Annotated in this window: 19 protein-coding genes and 1 pseudogene; 15 read left to right on the top strand and 5 right to left on the bottom strand. The window is 67.0% G+C overall.

Going from position 1 to position 21,176, the window contains the following annotated elements:
- Positions 1 to 184: 184 nt before the first annotated feature.
- Positions 185 to 751 (top strand): NUDIX hydrolase, encoded by a 567-nt coding sequence (locus AR540_RS13355; RefSeq protein ID WP_059229644.1) that lies wholly within the window; start codon positions 185 to 187, stop codon positions 749 to 751.
- 11 nt (positions 752 to 762) lie between these two features.
- Here the strand turns inward: AR540_RS13355 and AR540_RS13360 are convergent, their stop codons facing one another.
- A complete protein-coding gene (locus tag AR540_RS13360; protein WP_059229645.1) occupies positions 763 to 2,169 on the bottom strand; it encodes a purine-cytosine permease family protein in 1,407 nt (468 codons plus the stop codon).
- Positions 2,170 to 2,430: 261 nt separating this feature from the next.
- Between AR540_RS13360 and AR540_RS13365 the strand changes: the two genes are divergently transcribed.
- From AR540_RS13365 to AR540_RS13390, 6 genes are all read left to right on the top strand, one after another.
- Entirely contained in the window at positions 2,431 to 3,468 is a 1,038-nt protein-coding gene (locus AR540_RS13365) for an LLM class flavin-dependent oxidoreductase (RefSeq protein ID WP_059229646.1), read from the top strand.
- A gap of 85 nt (positions 3,469 to 3,553) precedes the next feature.
- The gene (locus AR540_RS13370) at positions 3,554 to 4,144 is read left to right on the top strand and encodes an amino acid synthesis family protein (RefSeq protein ID WP_059229647.1); all 591 of its coding nucleotides are present in this window, start codon (positions 3,554 to 3,556) and stop codon (positions 4,142 to 4,144) included.
- Positions 4,145 to 4,157: 13 nt separating this feature from the next.
- Positions 4,158 to 4,997 carry an alpha/beta fold hydrolase gene (locus AR540_RS13375; RefSeq protein WP_059229648.1) on the top strand — a complete coding sequence of 280 codons (840 nt, stop codon included), beginning with the start codon at positions 4,158 to 4,160 and terminating at the stop codon, positions 4,995 to 4,997.
- On the top strand, positions 4,994 to 6,475 hold the full coding sequence (locus tag AR540_RS13380; protein WP_059229649.1) for an aldehyde dehydrogenase: 1,482 nt from the start codon (positions 4,994 to 4,996) through the stop codon (positions 6,473 to 6,475). Before AR540_RS13375 ends, AR540_RS13380 begins: the two co-directional genes overlap by 4 nt.
- Before the next feature lie 15 nt (positions 6,476 to 6,490).
- The gene (locus tag AR540_RS13385; protein ID WP_059229650.1) at positions 6,491 to 6,976 is read left to right on the top strand and encodes a flavin reductase family protein; all 486 of its coding nucleotides are present in this window, start codon (positions 6,491 to 6,493) and stop codon (positions 6,974 to 6,976) included.
- A 173-nt stretch (positions 6,977 to 7,149) separates the two neighbouring features.
- Positions 7,150 to 7,905, top strand: coding sequence for a GntR family transcriptional regulator (locus AR540_RS13390; RefSeq protein ID WP_059229651.1), 756 nt, complete (start codon positions 7,150 to 7,152; stop codon positions 7,903 to 7,905).
- A gap of 47 nt (positions 7,906 to 7,952) precedes the next feature.
- Here the strand turns inward: AR540_RS13390 and AR540_RS13395 are convergent, their stop codons facing one another.
- A complete protein-coding gene (locus AR540_RS13395; RefSeq protein ID WP_059229652.1) occupies positions 7,953 to 8,240 on the bottom strand; it encodes a DUF1330 domain-containing protein in 288 nt (95 codons plus the stop codon).
- 79 nt (positions 8,241 to 8,319) lie between these two features.
- Between AR540_RS13395 and ribBA the strand changes: the two genes are divergently transcribed.
- The 6 genes from ribBA (at position 8,320) to AR540_RS13425 (ending at position 14,760) form a co-directional block, all read left to right on the top strand.
- Positions 8,320 to 9,429 (top strand): bifunctional 3,4-dihydroxy-2-butanone-4-phosphate synthase/GTP cyclohydrolase II, encoded by a 1,110-nt coding sequence (ribBA, locus tag AR540_RS13400; RefSeq protein WP_059229653.1) that lies wholly within the window; start codon positions 8,320 to 8,322, stop codon positions 9,427 to 9,429.
- A 192-nt stretch (positions 9,430 to 9,621) separates the two neighbouring features.
- A complete protein-coding gene (locus AR540_RS13405) occupies positions 9,622 to 10,644 on the top strand; it encodes an ABC transporter substrate-binding protein (RefSeq protein WP_059229654.1) in 1,023 nt (340 codons plus the stop codon).
- Between the two features lies 1 nt (position 10,645).
- Complete coding sequence (locus tag AR540_RS13410; protein WP_059229655.1) at positions 10,646 to 11,572, top strand: ABC transporter permease; 927 nt, start codon at positions 10,646 to 10,648, stop codon at positions 11,570 to 11,572.
- 3 nt (positions 11,573 to 11,575) lie between these two features.
- On the top strand, positions 11,576 to 12,385 hold the full coding sequence (locus AR540_RS13415) for an ABC transporter permease (RefSeq protein ID WP_059229656.1): 810 nt from the start codon (positions 11,576 to 11,578) through the stop codon (positions 12,383 to 12,385).
- A 16-nt stretch (positions 12,386 to 12,401) separates the two neighbouring features.
- Entirely contained in the window at positions 12,402 to 13,544 is a 1,143-nt protein-coding gene (locus tag AR540_RS13420) for an ABC transporter ATP-binding protein (protein ID WP_059229657.1), read from the top strand.
- A 286-nt stretch (positions 13,545 to 13,830) separates the two neighbouring features.
- On the top strand, positions 13,831 to 14,760 hold the full coding sequence (locus AR540_RS13425) for a glycine betaine ABC transporter substrate-binding protein (protein WP_059229658.1): 930 nt from the start codon (positions 13,831 to 13,833) through the stop codon (positions 14,758 to 14,760).
- Between the two features lie 253 nt (positions 14,761 to 15,013).
- Here the strand turns inward: AR540_RS13425 and AR540_RS26585 are convergent, their stop codons facing one another.
- The 3 genes and pseudogenes from AR540_RS26585 to AR540_RS13435 form a co-directional block, all read right to left on the bottom strand.
- Positions 15,014 to 15,886, bottom strand: a complete 873-nt coding sequence (locus tag AR540_RS26585; RefSeq protein ID WP_442963794.1) for a methyl-accepting chemotaxis protein — start codon at positions 15,884 to 15,886, stop codon at positions 15,014 to 15,016.
- A pseudogene (locus AR540_RS26590) lies at positions 15,869 to 16,948 on the bottom strand (methyl-accepting chemotaxis protein); the annotation flags it as partial. The gene AR540_RS26585 and the pseudogene AR540_RS26590, both read right to left, overlap by 18 nt.
- 154 nt (positions 16,949 to 17,102) lie before the next feature.
- Positions 17,103 to 18,026 (bottom strand): LysR family transcriptional regulator, encoded by a 924-nt coding sequence (locus AR540_RS13435; RefSeq protein WP_059229660.1) that lies wholly within the window; start codon positions 18,024 to 18,026, stop codon positions 17,103 to 17,105.
- A gap of 367 nt (positions 18,027 to 18,393) precedes the next feature.
- Between AR540_RS13435 and AR540_RS13440 the strand changes: the two genes are divergently transcribed.
- Together AR540_RS13440 and AR540_RS13445 are read left to right on the top strand one after the other, a co-directional pair.
- Entirely contained in the window at positions 18,394 to 19,557 is a 1,164-nt protein-coding gene (locus AR540_RS13440) for an isovaleryl-CoA dehydrogenase (protein WP_059229661.1), read from the top strand.
- 10 nt (positions 19,558 to 19,567) lie between these two features.
- On the top strand, positions 19,568 to 21,175 hold the full coding sequence (locus AR540_RS13445; protein WP_059229662.1) for a carboxyl transferase domain-containing protein: 1,608 nt from the start codon (positions 19,568 to 19,570) through the stop codon (positions 21,173 to 21,175).
- Position 21,176 lies beyond the last annotated feature (1 nt).

Raw genomic sequence — 21,176 nt, forward strand, 5'->3', positions numbered from 1 at the left:
AGAGTGCGCGCGACCTGCCAGGGTGGTTCGGTTCCTGGTCGACGGTATATCAGCGGTTTCGTGGACAGACGAGAGGCTGGCGCTTCCCCCCGTGTTGACGCCTAGCGCCCCGGCTAGGCCTTTGCGGCGATCTGGTATACCGTAAGACCAGAACAATCAGAGCAGTGGCCAACCCGAGGTCAGCATGAGCCTTTCTCCTCGTTTCTGCTGCCAGTGCGGCAGCGCCGAACTGGTCCGCCGTCGCCCCGCGGGTGACAGTCACGAGCGATTGCAGTGCGCTGCCTGCCAGCATGTGCTCTACGACAATCCGCGGGTGATCGCCGGGTGCCTGGTGGAGCACCAGGGCCGCTATCTGCTCTGTCGCCGGGCCATCGAGCCGCGGCGTGGCTACTGGACCCTGCCAGCAGGCTTCATGGAGAACGGCGAGAGCGCCGAACAGGCGGCCTTGCGCGAGACCTGGGAAGAAAGCGGTGTCAGCGCGCGTATCCTGGCGCCCTACTCCATCTTCAACGCCACGACGGTCAACCAGGTCTATCTGATCTTTCGCGCGGAGCTGGTCGAGATCAACGCCGACGCCGGTCCCGAGACCCTGGAGCGGCGCTTCTTCGCGCCGGAGGAACTGCCCTGGGCGGAGCTGGCCTATCCCTCGATCCAGCAGATCCTCGAACGACGGGTCCGGGAGCAGGCCCTGGGTCGCCACGGGCTGTACCTGGGCACCGCCGATGGCGGCCAGCTCCACGCCCTGGGCTGACCGCGCCTGGCTCAGCGCGACGTAGCCGCCCGCAGTCGTACCGCCTGGGCGGGCGAGCCGTGATAGGCCAGCCAGAAGTACAGCGGGCAGGTTACCAGTAGGCCGAACAGCCACGACAGGTCCGCGCCCGCCACCAGCTCGGCATAGGGCCCCTTGAACAGCGCCGTGTTGGCGAAGGGCAACTGTACCAGGATGCCGACGGCGTAGGCGGCGATGGCATGGCCATCGAAGCGGCCATAGCGACCGCCGTCGGCGGCGAACAGCGAGGGGATGTGGTAGTCGCCACGCTTGATCAGATAGAAGTCGATCAGATTGATCGCCGCCCAGGGCACCAGGATCATGGTCATGGCCAGCACCAGGCCGATGAATCTCTCGATGAAATCGGTCGAGGCCATCAGCGCCACCCCTGAGCACCCCACCAGCACCAGGCTGGACAACAGCACCTTGACCTTGACGCCCGGCGTCCAGCCGACGGCGAAGGTTTGCCCGCAGGTGATGAGGGAGAGCACCGCACCATAGAGGTTGAGGGCGTTGTGGCTGATGATGTTGAGCAGGAACAGCACCATCAGCACCGGGCCGAGCCAACCGGTGGCCTCGGCCACGGCGGCCATGGCGTCACCGCCTTGGGGAACCGCCAGCACCGCCACCACGCCGAAGCTGAAGGCCAGGATAGTGCCCAGGGTGGCCCCCAGGTAGGTAGCCCAGAATGGCTTGGCGATGCCCACCGACTCGGGTAGGTAGCGCGAATAGTCGCTGGTGTAGGGCGAGAAGCTCAGTTGCCAGATCACCCCGAGCGACAGGGTAGCGACGAAGCCGCTGGCGGTGAGTCCGCCGCGGGTGAAAAAGTCCGCCGGCAGCGGTCGACCGAGCATCACGGCGAAACCGGCCAGCAGCGCCGCGCCCATCACCCAGGTGCCCCAGCGGTTGAGGCCATGGATGCAGCGATAGCCGATCACCCCGATGACCGTTGCGCTCACGGCGCCGAGCACGATGGCCAGCGGCATGGGCACCGCCGGCACCAGGCCATGGATGGACTTGCCGGCCAGCACTACGTTGGAGGTGAAGAAGCCGACGTAGATCAGCGCCGTGGCCCCGACGATCAGCAGCGCGCCATAGCGGCCGAACTGGCCACGACTCTGCACCATCTGCGGGATGCCCAGCCGTGGCCCCTGGGCGGAGGCCAAGGCCAGCACCACCCCGCCGAGCAAGTGACCGAGCACGATGGCGACCAATCCCCAGACCAGATCCAGGTGGAAGGTCTGGATCACCATGGCCCCGGTGACGATGGGCAGCGGGGCGATATTGGTGCTGAACCAGAGGGTGAACAGATCGCGGCTATGGCCGTGGCGTTCGGTCGGAGCGACGTGATCCACGGTATGGGTTTCGATGGCGACGGCGGAGCGAGGGGCTGCGGACATCCAGGCATTCCATTGTTGTAGTTGTGGAAGACGCCTGCTGGACAGGTCGTCCTGGTCAGGTGAAAATATTATGGTATACCAGATTACACAACCGTCTTTTGGCAGGAGCGCCCTTGTCGCCACGCCAGAGTACGACGCCTCTTGCCACGTCACGTATTATGGTATACCAATAAAGGCATCCGCCGGCCGCGCTGCCGCGTACCGTCAAACAAGAGCCAGCCGGGCCCCGTTCCGAGCAGGCAGACAAAGAGGTAGGCATCTATGAAATTCTCCCTATTCGTGCACATGGAGCGCTGGGATGAAGGCGTCAGCCATCGGCAGTTGTTCGAGGAACTCACCGAGCTGACGCTGCTGGCCGAAGCGGGTGGCTTCTGCACCGTCTGGGTCGGCGAGCACCACGCCATGGAGTACACCATCTCCCCCAGCCCGATGCCCATCCTCGCCTACCTCGCCGCCCGCACCTCGACCATCCGCCTGGGCGCCGGCACCCTGATCGCGCCCTTCTGGCACCCCCTGCGCGCCGCCGGCGAATGCGCCTTGCTCGACGTGATCAGCGAGGGCCGCATGGAAGTGGGCCTGGCCCGCGGCGCCTACCAGGTGGAATTCGATCGCATGGCCGGCGGCCTGCCCGCCACGGCCGGCGGCAAGCACCTGCGCGAACTGGTCCCCGCGCTGCGCAAGCTCTGGGAAGGCGACTACGCCCACGATGGCGAAATCTGGCAGTTCCCCACCTCCACCAGCGTGCCCAAGCCGATCGGTACCCCGCCGATCTGGATCGCCGCACGAGATCCGGATTCCCATAACTTCGCCGTGGCCAACGGCTGCAACGTCATGGTCACCCCCCTGATGAAGGGCGACGAAGAGGTGGTGGATCTCAAGCACAAGTTCGACGGCGCCCTGGCCAACAATCCCGGGGTCACCCGGCCCAAGCTGATGGTACTGCGACATACCCATGTCCATGCCGCGGAAGAGCCCGAGGGCTGGAAGGTCGGCGCCCAGGCCATCGGTCGCTTCTACCGCACCTTCGATGCCTGGTTCGGCAACAAGGAAACCCCGGTCAACGGCTTCCTCGCGCCGAGCCCGGAAGAGAAGTTCGCCGGCCGCCCCGAATTCGAGCTGGAGAACATCCGCAAGAACACCATGATCGGCACCCCCGAGGAAGTGATCGCCCGCCTGCGTCACTACGAAGAGCTGGGCGTCGACGAATTCAGCTTCTGGTGCGACAACAGCCTGCCCTTCGTCGAGAAGAAGAAGTCGCTGCAGCTGTTCATCGACCAGGTGGCACCCGCCTTCGCCTGACCGCGGGGCCGGCCGAAGACAATCGGCCCGCAGCGCGCCCCAGATCATGGCATACCATCATTTAACAGACATACCAGGAGTCAACATGAGCTTCGAAATCCGCAAGGTCGTCACCTACCTCGAAGAGACCCACAGCGAAGGCGGCAAGGCCACCGACAAGCCGGTGACCATGGCCGGCGTAGCCGTGGTGATTCGCAATCCCTGGGCCGGCAAGGGCTTCGTCGAAGACCTCAAGCCGGAGATCAAGGCCCACTGCTCCGATCTCGGCGCCTTCATCGTCGAGCGCCTGACCCGCGCCATCGGCGGCGCCGAGCGCATCGAGGCCTATGGCAAGGCGGCCGTGGTGGGCGCCGACGGCGAGATCGAACACGCCTCGGCGGTGATCCACACCCTCAGATTCGGCAACCACTACCGCGAGGCGGTGAAGGCCAAGAGCTACCTGAGCTTCACCAACAAGCGCGGCGCCCCGGGTACCTCCATCCAGATCCCCATGATGCACAAGGACGACGAGGGCCTGAGATCCCACTACATCACCCTGGAAATGCGCATCGAGGACGCGCCGCGCGCCGACGAGATCGTGGTGGTGCTGGGCGCCGCCGACGGTGGCCGCCTGCATCCACGCATCGGCAACCGCTACATCGACCTCGAGGAACTCGCGGCTGAGAAGGCTCGCTGAGGAGAACCCGCGAATGATCCGGTCCAAAGACGCCAAGACCCCTGCCGGCACCGCCTTCAGTATCGCCGGCGACGGCAGCCCCCTCGTCCTGATCCATGGCGTGGGGCTCAGCAAGGAGATGTGGGGCGGTCAACTCGCGGGACTTGCGCCACGCTACCAGGTGATCGCCTACGACATGCTCGGGCACGGCGGCAGCCAGCGCCCGGCACCGGAGGCGACCCTCGACGACTATGCCGACCAGCTCGTCGAGCTGCTCGACCATCTCGCCATCCGCACGGCCGCGGTGATCGGCTTCTCCATGGGAGGCCTGGTCGCCCGCGCCTTCGCCCTGCGCCAGCCGCAACGGCTGGACGCGCTGGTGATCCTCAACAGCGTGTTCAACCGCTCCGTGGAGCAGCGCACGGGGGTGCTGGAGCGCACCCGCCAGGCCGAACTCGAAGGCCCCGACGCCAACCTGGATAGCGCCCTGGCGCGCTGGTTCAGTCGGGAATACCAGGGCGCCAATCCGGCGCAGATCCAGGCGTTGCGCCAGGCCTTCGCCAACAACGACCCCCAGGGCTATCTCACCACCTACGCCCTGTTCGCGACCCAGGATCGCTACGGCGCCGAGCGGCTCGACAGCATCCAGGTCCCGACCCTGGTGGCCACCGGCGAACTGGACAGCGGCTCCACCCCGGAGATGGCCCGGCAGCTGGCGGCGCGGATTCCCCAGGCGCGCACTGCCGTGCTGGCCGATCAACGCCATATGATGCCGGTCGAGTCACCCAAGCTGGTCAACGCCCTGCTGCTGGACTTCCTCGACGACGCCCTGGGCACGGCCTCCTCCACCTCCATCAAGGGACACGTGGCATGACCCTGCAACGCTTCCAGATGTGCATCGACGGCGAATGGACCGAGGCCCGCGCGGGCCGCACCTTCGCCAGTCTCAATCCGGCCACCGCCGAGCCTTGGGCGGAGCTGCCCGATGCCGACGCCGAGGACGTCGATCGCGCCGTCCAGGCCGCCCAGCGCGCCTTCGAGGCACCCGCCTGGCGCAGCCTGACCGCCACCGCCCGCGGCAAGCTGCTACGCCGGCTGGGCGATCTCATCGCCGAGAACAAGGAAGCCCTGGCCCAGCTGGAGAGCCGCGATAACGGCAAGCTGATCCGCGAGACCCGCGGCCAGGTCGGCTACCTGCCGGAATTCTTCCACTACACCGCCGGCCTGGCCGACAAGCTCGAAGGTGGCACCCTGCCGCTGGACAAGACCGACCTCTTCGCCTACACGGTGCACGAGCCGCTGGGTGTGATCGCCGGCATCGTGCCCTGGAATAGCCCGCTGTACCTGACCGCCATCAAGGTCGCGCCGGCGCTGGCCGCCGGCAACACCGTGGTGATCAAGCCCTCCGAGCATGCCTCCGCCACCATCCTGGAGCTCGCGCGGCTAGCACTGGCAGCCGGCATTCCGCCCGGCGTGTTCAACGTGGTGACCGGCTATGGTCCGGGCGCCGGCGCGGCCCTCACCCGCCATCCGCTGGTGCGCAAGATCGCCTTCACCGGCGGCGCGGCCACCGCCCGCCACGTGGTGCGCGCCAGCGCCGAGAACTTCGCCAAGCTGAGCCTGGAGCTGGGCGGCAAGTCGCCCAACATCATCTTCGCCGATGCCGACCTGGACAGCGCGGTGAACGGTGCGGTGGCCGGCATCTACGCCGCCTCCGGGCAGAGCTGCGTGGCCGGCTCGCGGCTGCTGGTACAGGACGAGATCTACGAGGAATTCGTCGCCCGGCTGGTGGCGCGTGCCCAGCGCATCCGCATCGGCAATCCCCAGGACGACGCCAGCGAGATGGGCCCCATGGCCACCGCGCAGCAGCTCGCCATCGTCGAGCGGCTGGTGGGCGAGGCCCTGGCCGAAGGTGCCACCCTGCGCCTGGGCGGCAAGCGGCCGAACACCGGTAGCGCCGGCTGGTACTACGAACCCACCCTGCTGGAATGCGACCGGCACTCGCTGCGCATCATGCAGGAGGAAGTCTTCGGCCCGGTGGCCGCGGTGATCCGCTTCAAGGACGAGGCCGAGGCCCTGCGCCTGGCCAACGACAGCGAGCTGGGTCTCGCCGCCGGCATCTGGACTCGTGACCTGGGCCGTGCCCATCGCCTGGCGCGGGACATCCGCTCCGGCATCATCTGGGTCAATACCTATCGCGCCGTCTCGGCCATGGCGCCGATCGGCGGTTTCAAGAACAGCGGCTACGGCCGCGAGAGCGGCATCGACTCGGTACTGGCCTATACCGAAACCAAGACGGTATGGATCAACCTGTCCCAGGCACCGATGCCCGATCCCTTTGTGATGCGTTGAATGAGGTTGGCAGTCATGATCGATCCCGCAGTCTACAAGCAGGTAATGGGCGCCTTTCCCTCCGGCGTCACCGTGGTCACCACCCTGGATGCCGAGGGCAACCTGGCCGGCCTGACCGCCAGCGCCTTCAGCGCCCTGTCGCTGGACCCGGCGCTGGTGCTCTTCTGCCCCAACTACAGCTCCGATACCTATCCCCTGCTGCGCGACGGCAAGGGCTTCGCCATCCACCTGCTGAGCGCGGAACAGCAGCGCATCGCCTACGCCTTCGCCAGCAAGGGCAAGGACAAGACCCAGGGCATCGAGTGGACGCGCAGTGCCCTGGGCAATCCGCTGCTGGCCAACGCCACCGCGGTGATCGAGTGCGAGCTGTGGCGCGAGTACGATGGCGGCGACCACGCCATCATCGTCGGCGCGGTGAAAAATCTCATCGTGCCGGAACAGGAGGTCGTGCCGATGCTCTATCACAGGGGACGCATGGGGGCCGCACCGGTGCATGCCTGAAGCCGGCACGCTACCGCCGGGCTTATGAGCGCCAAGGGGCCGTGCTAGAATTCTGCCCTTTCGGACAGGCATGAGCCGTGCGGTAACAGCGGCCTGTGATCGCCCCGGCGCGGCCGACTCCACGACCCGCCCCCTCGTCCATCGCCTGTAGAACCGGTCCGCCAGGGAGCCCCATGAGACGCGCGCAACTCGACGACAGCTTCAAGATCACCCGCAGCCCCGTCACCCTTCGCGAGATGGTGTGCAACCGCCTGCGCCAGGCGATCCTGAACTTCCAGCTGTTGCCGGGCGACCGCCTGGTGGAGCGCGATCTCTGCGACCGCCTGGGCGTCAGCCGTACCTCGGTACGGGAGGCATTGCGCCATCTCGAATCCGAGGGCCTGGTGGAATTCGCCGATGCCCGCGGACCACGCGTGGCCATCATTACCCTAGAGGACGCCTGCGACCTCTATGAGCTGCGCTGCGTGCTGGAAGGCATGATCGTGCAGCTGTTCACCCTGCGTGCCGGCGCCAAGGAAATCGAGGCCCTGGAGCGCGCCCTGGCGGAAAACCGCGAGGCCCTGGAAGGCGCCGAGCTGCCTGAGGTGATCGAGAGCGTCCAGCGCTTCTACGACGTGCTGATGGAGGGCTGCGGCAACCGTGTCGCCGCCACCCAGTTGCGCCAGTTGCAGGCGCGCGTCAGCTATCTGCGCGCGACCTCGGTGTCCCAGGCCAATCGCCGCCAGGCGAGCAATGCCGAGATGGAGCGCATCGTCGCGGCGATCCGTAGCGGGGATGCCCTGGCCGCCCACCAGGCCTCGGTCGACCACGTGCGCTCGGCCGCCAAGGTGGCCCTCGACTATCTTCAGCGCCAGCAGGAGCACGAGGGCGAAGTCGCCCGCGAACTCTTCGTGCCCCGGGTGCAGGACGACCCGCGCATCGAGCGCTAGGCGATCCTGCCTAGGCCAGGCGTGGCCTCAACCCCGCCTGGCCACCGTCACAGTCCTTCGACGATGAAGATCTCCGCCCGTGCCGCCGTCTGGCGATGGCCACAGGCCTCCTGGTATTCCGCCGAACGATAGCAGGCCAGCGCCTGTTCGTAGGAATCGAATTCGATTACCACGCGGCGGGTCGCCCAGCCGTCGCCTTCCAGTTGCGCGGCCCGACCACCCCGGGCGAGGAAGCGACCGCCATAGCGGGCGAAGGCCGCAGGGGCACGTTCGGTATAGCCCCTATATGCCTCGGGATCGGTCACGTCGACCTGGGCGATCCAATAGCCTTTCATGGAATCTCACCTCTTTCGCTGCGTTTTGTCTCATGGTATACCAGATTACAGAGAAATTCCGCCTATCCGTGAGGTTACCGTGGCCATCCACCCCATCGAAGCGATCATCGAGGATTTCCGTGCCGGCAAGATGGTCATCCTGGTCGACGACGAAGACCGCGAGAACGAAGGTGACATCCTGCTGGCCGCCGACGCCTGCACCCCCGCGGCGATCAGCTTCATGGCCCGGGAAGCCCGCGGCCTGATCTGCCTGACCCTCACCGAGGAGCGCTGCCGCCGGCTCAACCTGATGCAGATGGTCAGCGACAACGGCACGGTGCATGGCACCGCCTTCACCGTCTCCATCGAGGCGGCCACCGGGGTCACCACCGGCATCTCGGCCGCTGACCGGGCACGCACCATCGAGGCCGCGGTGGCGCCGGACGCCAGCCCTCGCGACCTGGTCCAGCCCGGCCACATCTTTCCCCTGCGCGCCCGCGACGGTGGCGTGCTGACCCGAGCCGGCCACACCGAGGCCGGTTGCGACCTGGCCCGCCTGGCCGGGCGCGATCCATCCGCGGTGATCGTCGAGGTGATGAACGATGACGGCAGCATGGCGCGGCGCCCGGACCTGGAGCGCTTCGGCGAGCGCCACGGCATCAAGCTCGGCACCATTGCCGACCTCATCCACTATCGCCTGCGTCACGAGCACACCGTGGTCCGCATCGGCGAAAGCGAACTGCCTACCGTGCATGGCACCTTCCGCCTGCTGACCTACGAAGATCGCATCGAGGGCGGCGTCCACCTGGCCATGGTGATTGGCGACCTCGACCGCGAGACGCCCACCCTGGTGCGCGTCCACGCCCTGGACCCACTGCGCGACCTGGTCGGTGCCGAGTACAGCGGTCCGCCGAGCTGGACCCTCTGGGCCGCACTGCAACGCGTCGCCGAGGAAGGCCATGGCATCGTCGTGGTGCTGGCCAACCACGAATCCTCCCAGGCCCTGCTCGCCCGGGTGCCCTCGCTGACGCAGCCCAGGCGGCTGTTCGAGCGCTCGCAATCGCGGATCTACGCCGAAGTGGGGACCGGGGCCCAGATCCTGCAGGACCTGGGCGTGAGCCGCATTCGTCACCTCGGTCTGCCACTGCGCTACGCGGGCCTGACCGGCTACGAACTGGAAATCGTCGAGACCCTGCCCTTCTCCGGCTGATGGCAAAACGTCATGCGGGAAGGCTTGCAAAAGGTTTGGAATACCATAATATCGAATTACGCCAAGGCCCGGATCAGACGGGCCCGATAGAACAAGTCCAAGGCCTCCCTTTTTCTGGCCCCTGGCCGCACTGCTCTTAGAACGGACGAGGCCTTCCGGCCGCGTCGATCCAATAACAGAGAGGGCATCAAGATGTTGCTGAAGCGCAAAGTCGTATCCGTGGTCGTCGCCGGCCTGCTCGCCACCCTGGGCGTCCAGGCCCAGGCGGAAAGCCTCAACTTCACCAGCTGGGGCGGCACCACCCAGGACGCCCAGAAGAAAGCCTGGGCCGAGCCCTTCACCCAGCAGACCGGCATCCAGGTGGTGCAGGACGGCCCCACCGACTACGGCAAGCTGCAGGCCATGGTGCAGAGCGGCAATGTCCAGTGGGACGTGGTGGACGTGGAGGCGGACTTCGCCCTGCGCGCCGCCCAGCAAGGGCTGCTCGAACCACTGGACTTCAAGACCATCGATCGTGCCAAGATCGATCCGCGCTTCGTCAACGATCACGCCGTGGGTTCCTTCTTCTTCTCCTTCGTGCTCGGCTACAACCAGGGCAAGCTGGGCAGCAAGCAGCCCCAAGACTGGTCGGCGCTGTTCGACACCACCACCTACCCCGGCAAGCGCGCCCTCTACAAGTGGCCGAGCCCCGGCGTGCTGGAGCTGGCGCTGCTGGCCGACGGCGTACCCAAGGACAAGCTCTACCCGCTGGACCTGGACCGCGCCTTCAAGAAGCTCGACACCATCAAGAAGGACATCGTCTGGTGGGGTGGTGGCGCCCAGTCCCAGCAGTTGCTCGCCTCCGGTGAAGCGACCCTGGGCCAGTTCTGGAACGGCCGGGTCTATGCCCTGCAGCAGGACGGCGCACCGGTCGGCGTTAGCTGGAAGCAGAACCTGGTCATGGCCGACATGCTGGTGGTGCCCAAGGGCGCCAAGAACAAGGACGCGGCGATGAAGTTTCTCGCCGAAGCGAGCGGCGCCAAGGGCCAGGCGGATTTCGCCAACCTCACCGCCTACGCCCCGGTCAATGTCGACAGCGTCGCCAAGCTGACGCCCGACCTGGCCAAGAACCTGCCCACGGCCTATGCAAGCGAGCAGGTGACCCTGGACTTCGCCTACTGGGCCCAGCACGGCAGCGAGATCGCCAGCCGCTGGAACGAATGGCTGGTGAAATGACATGTCCGCCTCGAGCTCCAGCCGGGCGGTGCTCGGCACCGCCACGGACCCCAAGCGCGGGGTGAGCGACTCGGCGCGCAACCGGGGAGAGAGGGCCGTACGCTGGAAGGGGGCGAGTCATCTCGTCCCTGCCCTGCTGTTCCTCGGCCTGTTCTTCCTGATCCCGCTGATCGGCCTGCTGCTGCGGGGCTTTCTCGAACCCACGCCGGGGCTGGGCAACTACCAGACCCTGTTCGCCAACGGCGCCTACGCCCAGGTGTTGCTCAACACCTTCGGCGTCGCCGCCTTGGTGACCCTGTTCAGTGTGCTGATCGGCTTTCCGCTGGCCTGGACCATCACCCTGATGCCGCGTGGCTGGGGTCGGCTGCTGTTCAACATCGTGCTGTTGTCGATGTGGACCAGCCTGCTCGCCCGTACCTATGCCTGGCTGGTGCTGTTGCAGGGCTCGGGAGTGGTGAACAAGCTGTTGCTGGCGGCCGGCCTGATCGACGAGCCCCTGGCCCTGGTCAACAACCTCACCGGGGTGGTGATCGGCATGACCTACATCATGATCCCCTTCATCGTGCTGCCGCTGCAGGCCACGCTGCAGGCCATGGACCCCATGGTGCTGCAGGCGGGCGCCATCTGCGGCGCCAGTCCCTGGACCAACTTCCGCAAGGTGTTCCTGCCCATGTGCCGGTCGGGCCTGGGCTCGGGGGCGCTGATGGTATTCGTCATGTCCCTCGGCTACTACGTCACCCCGGCGCTGCTGGGCGGGGCGCAGAACATGATGCTGCCGGAGTTCATCATCCAGCAGGTGCAATCCTTCCTGAACTGGGGACTGGCCAGCGCCGCCGCGGCCTTGCTGATCGTCATCGCCCTGATGCTGTTCGCCCTCTATCTGCGCCTGCAGCCGGAATCCCCGGTCGACCCCCAGAACGCGAGGTGACCCATGCTGCTGACTCCCAATGCCATCGGCTGGCGCCTGCGCGGCGGCCTGCTGCTGATCACCGGCGTCATCGCCGCGGTCCTGCTGCTGCCCATCGTCTTCATCGTGCTGTTGTCGTTCGGCTCCTCACAGTGGCTGGTCTTCCCGCCGCCGGGCTGGACGCTGAAGTGGTACCAGCAGTTCTTCGCCAACCCGGAATGGATGCAGGCGGCGCTGGCGAGCCTCAAGGTGGCGCTGCTGACCACCCTGGTCTCGGTGGCCCTGGCGGTACCCTGCGCCTTCGCCCTGGTACGCGGCAAATTTCCCGGGCGCAAGACGCTCTATGCTGTTTTCACACTGCCGATGATCGTGCCGCTGGTGGTGATCGCCGTGGCCATCTATGCGCTGTTCCTGCGCCTGGGCTACACCGGCACCCTGCTCGCCTTCGTGGTCAGCCACGTGATCGTCGCCCTGCCCTTCGCGCTGATCGCCATCATCAACTCGCTCAAGCTGTTCGACCAGTCCATCGAAGATGCCGCGGTGATCTGTGGCGCCTCGCGCCTGCAGGCCATCTACCGGGTGACCCTGCCGGGCATCTGGCCAGGGGTGTTCGCCGGGGCGCTGTTCGCCTTCCTGGTGTCCTGGGACGAGGTGGTGCTGAGCGTGATGATGGCCAGCCCCAACCTGCAGACCCTGCCGGTGAAGATGTGGGCGACCCTGCGCCAGGACCTGACGCCGGTGATCGCCGTGGCCTCCACGGTACTGATCGGTCTTTCCCTGCTGGTGATGCTCGCCGCCGCCCTGCTGCGCCGCCGCCACCCCCCATCCCGCTGATACCCGGAGCCCTGCCATGAGCGCCGTCCTTCAGAACACCGCCGCCGCGGCCCCCCTGGTCCGCCTGCAGAATCTCAACAAGCACTATGGCGACTTCACCGCCGTGGACGACCTGTCGCTGGACATCCACGAGGGCGAATTCCTCACCTTCCTGGGCTCCAGTGGCTCGGGCAAGTCCACCACCCTGTCGATGCTGGCAGGCTTCGAGACGCCCAGCTCCGGCGCCATCAACGTGGCCGGTCGGTCGCTGCTGCAAGTGCCGCCGCACCAGCGTGACATCGGCATGGTGTTCCAGCGCTATTCGCTGTTCCCGCATCTGTCGGTGCGCGACAACATCGGTTTTCCCCTGGACATCCGCAAGGTCGGCACCGCCGAGCGGAACAAGAAGGTCGACGCCATGCTGCGCCTGGTGCAGTTGGAAGCCTTCGCCCATCGCCGGCCGGCGCAGCTCTCCGGCGGCCAGCAGCAGCGGGTGGCCATCGCCCGGGCGCTGGTGTACGAGCCACGCATCCTGCTCATGGACGAACCCCTGGGCGCGCTGGACAAGAAGCTGCGCGAGGATCTCCAGGACGAACTGCGCCAGCTGCACCGCCGGCTGGGCATCACCATCGTCTACGTGACCCACGACCAGGAAGAGGCCCTGCGGCTGTCCCAGCGTATCGCTATCTTCAGCCATGGACGCATCGTCGGCCTGGGCAGCGGCTACGAGCTCTACCAGAATCCGCCGAATGCCTTCGTCGCGGCCTTCCTCGGCAACTCCAACTTCCTGCGCGTCACCGCCTGCGCCCAGGCCCATTGCGAGTTCGAAGGCCAGGAACTGGCGATGCGGCCCACCGCCGGCGTCCGCCCGAACCAGCCGTTGCTGCTGATGCTGCGCCCGGAAAAGCTGCACCTGCTGACCACCGAACAGGCGGCCACCGCGCCCAAGCCGGCGGGCTGGAACGAGATCTCCGCGCGGGTCGGTGAGGCGCTGTTCCTCGGCGAGAGCCAGAGCTGCACCCTGCAGACCGCGGGCGGCGCCCAGCTGATGGTCAAGTCACTGGCCCACGCCCAGGGTCTGCAGCCCGGCCAGGTGGTACGCCTGCGCTGGGCCGCCAACGATGCCTGTGTCTACAGCGAATGGAACGACGCCGAGCTGAGCAAGGCCACCGCCCCCTGAGTCGCCCGGAGGGTGCCCCGCGCGGCACCCTCCGTTCAGCCTGGCGCCGGTCGCGGACGGCCCTAGTCCGGGCCCGCGGTGGCACCGGTCACGCCGCTCCAGTCGCCATTCATCGACCCCGCTTTGTATTCGCCAGGCCCCGGCAAAACAATCGCAGAGCCCAAGGACGGGTCTTGAGCGTCCCGACTTGCGCCCGGTTCGACAGCTAAGCAGCACCACGACAACGTACGGCAGGGACGGTCGAACGCGGACCGGACACCCTGCGGTCAGACCAAGGGGAAAGGTCATGAACCACGGGAAAGGGCTGGTCGCGGGTCTGTTACTGGCAGTGTCGGCCTACACGGCGGCAGCGGAGGACGCCAGCTGTCAGACCATCAGTTTCGCGGAGATCGGCTGGACGGATACCACGGTCATCACCAGCGTCGCGCGCTTCCTGCTGGAACGGCTCGATTACCAGAGCCGCGTCGATCGCCTGAGCGTACCCGATACCTTCAAGCAACTCGCCGACGGTGAACTGGACGTGCTCATGGGCAATTGGATGCCCAGCCAGAAGGCGGAGCTGGACCAGTACCGTCCTTCCGTCGACATCATCCGGGCCAACCTCGAAGGTGCCCGCTACACCCTGGCGGTACCTCGCTACACCTATGAGGCCGGGGTCAAGACCGTGCAGGACCTCGCCGCGCGGCAGGAGGAATTCGGCAACGTCATCCTCGGCGTGAAGAGCAGTTCGGGGTCGGCCAGGATCGCCCGGATGGTCGCCGACAACGCCTATGGACTGGGGCACTTCACCCTGGAGGAAAAGAGCGAGGCGGTGATGCTCGCCACGGTGAAGAACCAGATGCTGCTGAAGAAGCCGGTGGTCTTTCTCGCCTGGGAACCCCATCCGATGAACACGGCACTCGACTTCGAGTATCTCGGCGGCGCCGATCGCTACTTCGGTGCCAACTTCGGCAGTTCCAGGGTGTACACCGTGGCCAACGCCTCCTTGCGCCGGCGCTGCCCCAACGTCGGTCGGCTGCTGGAAAACCTCTCCTTCACCGTCGCCATGGAGAACGAGCTGATGGACCAGGTGCTTAACCAGAACGTCAATCCCCGGCGCGCCGCTCGTGACTGGCTCAAGGACCATCCCGAGGTGGTGGGAGGCTGGATGCAGGGGGTGACCACCCGCGCCGGCGCGCCTGGTCTGCCGGTGATCGAGAGCGACCTGAAGCGCTAGTGGGGTGTTTCAGAAGTTCGCGCAAGAATTGGCGAGTGATTTTTGGGCGGTTCGGCGTTCCGACTGGCTAGGCGCCGCGATGAGTCATGGCGGAGCCATGGCGAGGAGTGGCAACGCCGCCAGGACGGTCCGCCGCTGCGGCCGAAAAAGCGCCGCCGACATTGTGTAGATAACTTCTGAAACACCCCACTAGCGGCCCCGGTAGCATGGCTGGCGTCGGCGCCAGTCATCCGGCCACAGCCAAGGCGCCGCCCTAGAGCCGGAAGCGCCTGATCCGGGCGCTCAGCTCCCCGCCCAATTGCCCCAGCTCGGCGCTCGCCGCGGTCAGCTCCTGACTCGAATCGACGCTGGCCTGCGCCAATTCCTCGACGACATGGACGCTGCGCTCCACCTCGCCCGCGACCCGGCTCTGCTCTTCCGCCGCCGCGGCGATCTGCAGGTTCATCGCCTGCATGGTCGTGACCTGCTCGCCGATGAGCCGCAGTGCCCCGCCGGCATGCTGGATCAGGCTCACCGCCTGGCCGGTCTGCGCGCGGCTCGCGTCGACCCGGGCCGCCGCCTGGCCGGCCCGACCCAGCAGGTCGCCGACGATGCGCTCGATTTCGGTCACCGACTGCTGGGCGGTCCGGGCCAGGTTACGCACCTCATCGGCTACCACCGCGAAGCCGCGCCCGGCCTCGCCCGCGCGCGCCGCCTCGATGGCGGCGTTCAGCGCCAGCAGATTGGTCTGCTCGGCCACCGCCTTGATCACTCCGGTTACCGTGCCGATACGCTTGCTCTCGCTGAGCAGGGCGTCCATCGCCGTGCCGGCTTCCAGCATCTCCTCGGCGAGCCTGTCCACGGCCGCGATGGCCTGGCGCACCTGGGCGTCGCCTTCGCTGGCCGTCCGTTCCGCCTGTCGCGACGTCCGCGAGGCCGTCTCCGCGTGGGTGGCCACCTCCTGGGCGCTGGCCGTCAGCTCGACGATGGCGGTAGCCACCAGGCGGGTTTCCTGCCCCTGCCGCTCGACCCCCTCGCGGGTACGCTCGGCGCTACCGGTGAAGCCCTGGGCGGCATCCTGCAGTTGCGCGGTCCCCTCCTGGACCTGGCCGACCAGTTCGCGCAGACCGGCGGTCATCTCGCTCATGCTGGCTTGCAATTGGCCGAGTTCGTCCCGCCGCACCACGCTGACGGTGGCTGACAGGTCGCCGCCGGCGATGCGCCGTGCCTGCCACAGCGACGCCTGCAAGGGCTGGATCAGCTGGCGGGTGATGGTCCAGCCGGCGAGCAGACCGGCCAGCAGTGCCAAGAGGCTGATGCCGGCGAGTCGGCGATAGGCATTCTGGCTGTCGCCCTCGCGCTGGGCGATGGTCTGGGTCGCCAATTGGCGCCCGGTCTCGAGGAGGTGGTCTTCCAGCAGGCGCAGCGTCTCGGCGGCCTTTGCCGCCGCGCGGTGGGCCGCCTGGAAGTCGCCGATGGATTGCTGGTAATGCAGCAGCGCCTCTTCAGCCTGGCGCAGGCTGGGCGCGTCGCGCGAAGATGCCGTGGCCAGGCGACGCTGCAGCTCGGCGATGGTGGCGGCCATGTCGCCGGTCGCCTTGGCTTCCTGAGCGGCATCGCCACTGAGCAGGTAGCTCTGCAGGCTGTATCTCACCTCCCGAAGTTTGCGATCCAGCAGGCCGATGGCGCGGAACTGGCCCAGGCGCTGGCCAGGATAGAGTTCCGCCGCATCGCTGCTGGCGAGGTTGCGCTCGATCTCGCCCACCGCCTGCAAGACCTGGTCGGCGCGGGTGCCGAGCAGCGCCGCCGCCTGGGCCTGGCGTTCGTGGGCGGTCACCTGCTCGGCGAAGGTCTGCCCATAGCGGCCGGTCAATTCGCTTTGCTCGTCGAGCAGCTTCTCGCTGGCCGCATCGAGCCCCAGGCGCTGCAGGGCTGCCTGCTGCTCGCGCAGCGTCGCCACCCGCGCCTTGACCTGCCCGGCAGTCGCCTCGCTCGCTTGGCGCGCGTCATCCAGGCGGGCGATGCGCAGGTCCTTGGCAGCCGCGGTAAGTTCACCGATGGCCGCCAGGCGATCACCACTGCGCGCTAGCATGCCTATGGCACTCCACCCTGTCGCGGCGATGGCCAGGGTCAGCAGCAGGACACTGCCGAAGCCCAGGAGCAGCTTGTAGGTCGTCTTCAGATCCTTGAACCAGGTGCCCATATGCATCTCCGTATCGAAGCGAAGCAACTCGGGAAGCCCAGGAATCGCGGCCACTCAGCGGAAGATGGTATACCAGAAGACAACATTGACGCACCACTTCGTCCCCCGCTTCGCCACGTCTATCCGCTTTCGCCGTGAAGGCATGGCCCGCGGACCCTACCTAACGCTCGCGTGCCTCGCCGCTGGCGGAGCGGAGGAACTGCCGAAACGCCTGGGCCCCGGGGCTCAGGCGCTCTTCGGGACTCCAGATCAGGCCCAGCTCCATGGGCGGGATGGCGTCGGCCACCGGACGGGCTTCCAGCTTGCGGCCTTCCAGGGACCAGCCGCGATAGAGCATGTCGGAGAGGATGGTCACACCGAAGCCATGGGCGACCAGGCCGCGCAGGGATTCCATGGACGAGGTCTTGAACACCACGTTGGGTTCCAGGCCGGCCGTGCGCCAGTAGCGCAGGGTCGAGGTCTCGCCTTCGTCCACCGTGGCGAGGATGTAGGGATAGGGGGCGATGTCGGCCAGGGTGACGCGCTCCGGCGCCAGCAGCGGATGGGCGCTGGGCAGCCAGAGCTGGCGCGGCGAGCGCATCAGCAGGTGGCGCTCGAAGGGCTGGGTGGCGTCGACGTTGGAGATGACGGTGAGGCCCAGCTCCAGGGTGCCATCGGTGATGCCGGCTTCGATGCTGGGCCGGTCCATGTCGCGCAGGTCGATGTCGATCTGCGGATAGCTGCGCTTGAAGCGTGCCAGCAGGGTCGGCAGGTAGTAGCCGAGCACCGCATAGGAGGCGCCGACGCGCGCCTGGCCGACCAGGGCATGGCTCTGGAACAGCGGCTGGCTGACGGCGTCCTGCAGGGTGTCGAGGATGTGCCGGGCATGGTGATAGAACTGATGCCCCTCGGCCGTGAGCTTGACACCGTGGGGCAGGCGCTCGAACAGCCGCACGGCGAGCATCGCCTCCAGCTGGCTGACCGCCGTGGTGACGGCCGACTGGCTGACGTTGACCGCGTTGGCGGCCAGGGAAAACTGGCTGTTCTCGGCGGCGGCGACGAAATAGCGCAGCTGCCGCATGGAGATGTCCTGGTGCAGTGCCATCTGATTTTCCAATACCTGGATTCTATTTTTATCGTTTCACGATAGCGCATTTCCTCTCCTAGACTCAGAGGCACAGGCGCGCCGCCTTCCTCTTGCGGTCGCCATGACAAGAACAATGAACAGGAGGACGGACCATGCGCGCCCTGGCGCCCGCGTTCCGCACCCGCGCGCCGCGCGCACCTTCGCCTCGCCGTCGGCTGCCCTACCCGACGCCCATTCGGCTGCCGCTTACGAGCCGGGCCCGCTCCCGGGCAGCGGCGCTATTCCACCCTCTTCCTTTCCGCTCCGCGCCGAACCCGGCTGCCGCCCTGCGCCTGCCTGATCGGCTGACCGCTCTCACCCGACAATCCCGACAACAGGTGACCCCATGAGCTATCCGAGTCTCAACTTCGCCCTGGGCGAGACCCTCGATCTGCTGCGCGATCAGGTGCGCACCCTGGTCGCCCGCGAGGTAGCGCCTCGCGCGGGCGAGATCGATGCCAGCAACAGCTTTCCCATGGATTTGTGGCGCACCTTTGGTGATCTCGGGTTGCTCGGCATCACCGTGGGCGAGGAATACGGCGGCTCCGGACTCGGCTATCTGGCCCATGCGGTGGCCATGGAAGAGATCAGCCGTGGCTCCGCCTCGGTCGCCCTGTCCTATGGCGCCCACTCCAATCTCTGTGTCAACCAGATCCACCGCAACGGCAGCGCCGAGCAGAAGGCGCGCTACCTGCCCCGGCTGGTGAGCGGCGAGCACATTGGCGCCCTGGCCATGAGCGAACCCAATGCCGGCTCGGACGTGGTCTCCATGAAGCTGCGCGCCGACCGCCGCGGCGATCGCTTCGTGCTCAACGGCAGCAAGACCTGGATCACCAACGGGCCCGATGCCCATACCTATGTCATCTATGCCAAGACCGAGCCGGAAAAGGCTGCCCATGGCATCACCGCCTTCATCGTCGAGCGGGACTGGACCGGTTTCAGCCGCGGCAGCAAGTTCGACAAGCTGGGCATGCGCGGCTCCAACACTTGCGAGCTGTTCTTCGACGACGTGGAGGTGCCGGAGGAAAACGTGCTGGGCCAGGTCAACGGCGGGGTCAGGGTGCTGATGAGCGGCCTGGACTACGAGCGCGTGGTCCTCGCCGGCGGCCCGGTGGGCATCATGCAGGCCTGCCTGGACGTGGTCCTGCCCTACGTCCATGACCGCAAGCAATTCGGCCAGAGCATCGGCGAATTCCAGCTGATCCAGGGCAAGGTGGCCGACCTCTACACCGGCCTCGCCGCCAGCCGCGCCTATCTCTATGCGGTGGCCCAGGCCTGCGACCGCGGCGAGACCACCCGCAAGGACGCTGCCGGGGTGATCCTCTATACCGCCGAGAAGGCTACCCAGATGGCCCTGGAAGCCATCCAGATCTTGGGCGGCAACGGCTATATCAACGAATACCCCACCGGCCGCCTGCTGCGCGACGCCAAGCTCTACGAGATCGGCGCCGGCACCAGCGAGATTCGCCGCATGCTGATCGGCCGCGAGCTGTTCAACGAAACCCGGTGAGGACGCCTTAATGACCGTGCTGACCTCCACGCTGAACCGGCGCACCCCGGACTACCAGCGCAATGCCGCCGCCATGGCCGCGCAACTGGCCCGGCTCGAAGGGCTGCTGGCGCGCATCCGCGAAGGCGGCGGTGCCAAGGCCCAGGCGCGCCATACCGCGCGCGGCAAGCTGCTGCCCCGCCAGCGCATCGATCTCCTGCTGGATCCGGGCTCGCCCTTCCTGGAGATCGGCGCCCTGGCCGCCCTCGACGTCTACGAGGAAGAGGTACCGGCCGCCGGGGTGGTGGCCGGCATCGGCCGCATCGAGGGCGTCGAGTGCATGATCATCGCCAACGACGCCACTGTGAAAGGCGGCTCCTACTATCCGCTCACGGTGAAGAAGCACCTGCGCGCCCAGGCCATCGCCCTGCAGAATCGCCTGCCCTGCCTCTACCTGGTGGACTCCGGCGGCGCCAACCTGCCGCGCCAGGAAGACGTCTTCCCCGACCGCGAGCACTTCGGGCGGATCTTCTTCAACCAGGCGACCATGAGCGCCCAGGGCATCCCGCAGATCGCCGTGGTCATGGGTTCCTGCACCGCCGGCGGCGCCTATGTGCCGGCCATGAGCGACGAGACCATCATGGTGCGCCGGCAGGCCACCATATTTCTCGCCGGCCCGCCGCTGGTGAAGGCCGCCACCGGCGAGGTGGTCAGCGCCGAGGAACTGGGCGGCGCCGATGTCCACTGCCGTACCTCGGGCGTGGCCGACCACTACGCCGAGAACGACGCCCACGCCCTGGCCCTGGCCCGGCGCTGCATCGCCAACCTCAACTGGCGCAAGCTGGGCGAGCTGCAGCTGAAGACGCCCAGCGCACCGCTGTACCCGGCCGAGGAGCTGCACGGCCTGGTCCCGGCCGACCCCAAGCAGCCACTGGAGGTGCGCGAGGTGATCGCGCGGCTAGTGGACGGCAGCGTCTTCGATGAATTCAAGGCGCAGTTCGGCACCACCCTGGTCTGCGGCTTCGCCCAACTGCACGGCCATCCGCTGGCCATCCTCGGCAACAACGGCATCCTCTTCGCCGAATCGGCGCAGAAAGGCGCGCACTTCATCGAGCTGGCCTGCCAGAGACGCATCCCGCTGCTGTTCCTGCAGAACATCACCGGCTTCATGGTCGGCAAGAAGTACGAGGAAGGCGGCATCGCCAAGCACGGCGCCAAGCTGGTCACCGCGGTGGCCTGCGCCCGGGTGCCCAAGTTCACCGTGATCATCGGCGGCAGCTTTGGCGCCGGCAACTACGGCATGTGCGGTCGCGCCTACGACCCGCGCTTCCTGTGGATGTGGCCCAACGCGCGCATCGGCGTGATGGGCGCCGAACAGGCGGCCGGGGTGCTGGTGCAGGTCAAGCGCGAACAGGCCGAACGCGCCGGCGAAGCCTTCGACGATCAGGAGGCGGCACGCATCCAGTTGCCCATCGTCGAGCAATACGAGCGCCAGGCCCATGCCCATTACTCCAGCGCGCGGTTGTGGGACGACGGGGTGATCGACCCGGCCCAGACCCGCGAGGTTCTCGCCCTGGCCCTGTCGGCCAGCCTCAACGCCCCTCTCGAGCCGACGACCTTCGGCGTCTTCCGGATGTAGG

The sequence above is a fragment of the Pseudomonas sp. EpS/L25 genome (genome assembly GCF_001512295.1).
Lineage (GTDB): Bacteria > Pseudomonadota > Gammaproteobacteria > Pseudomonadales > Pseudomonadaceae > Chryseomonas.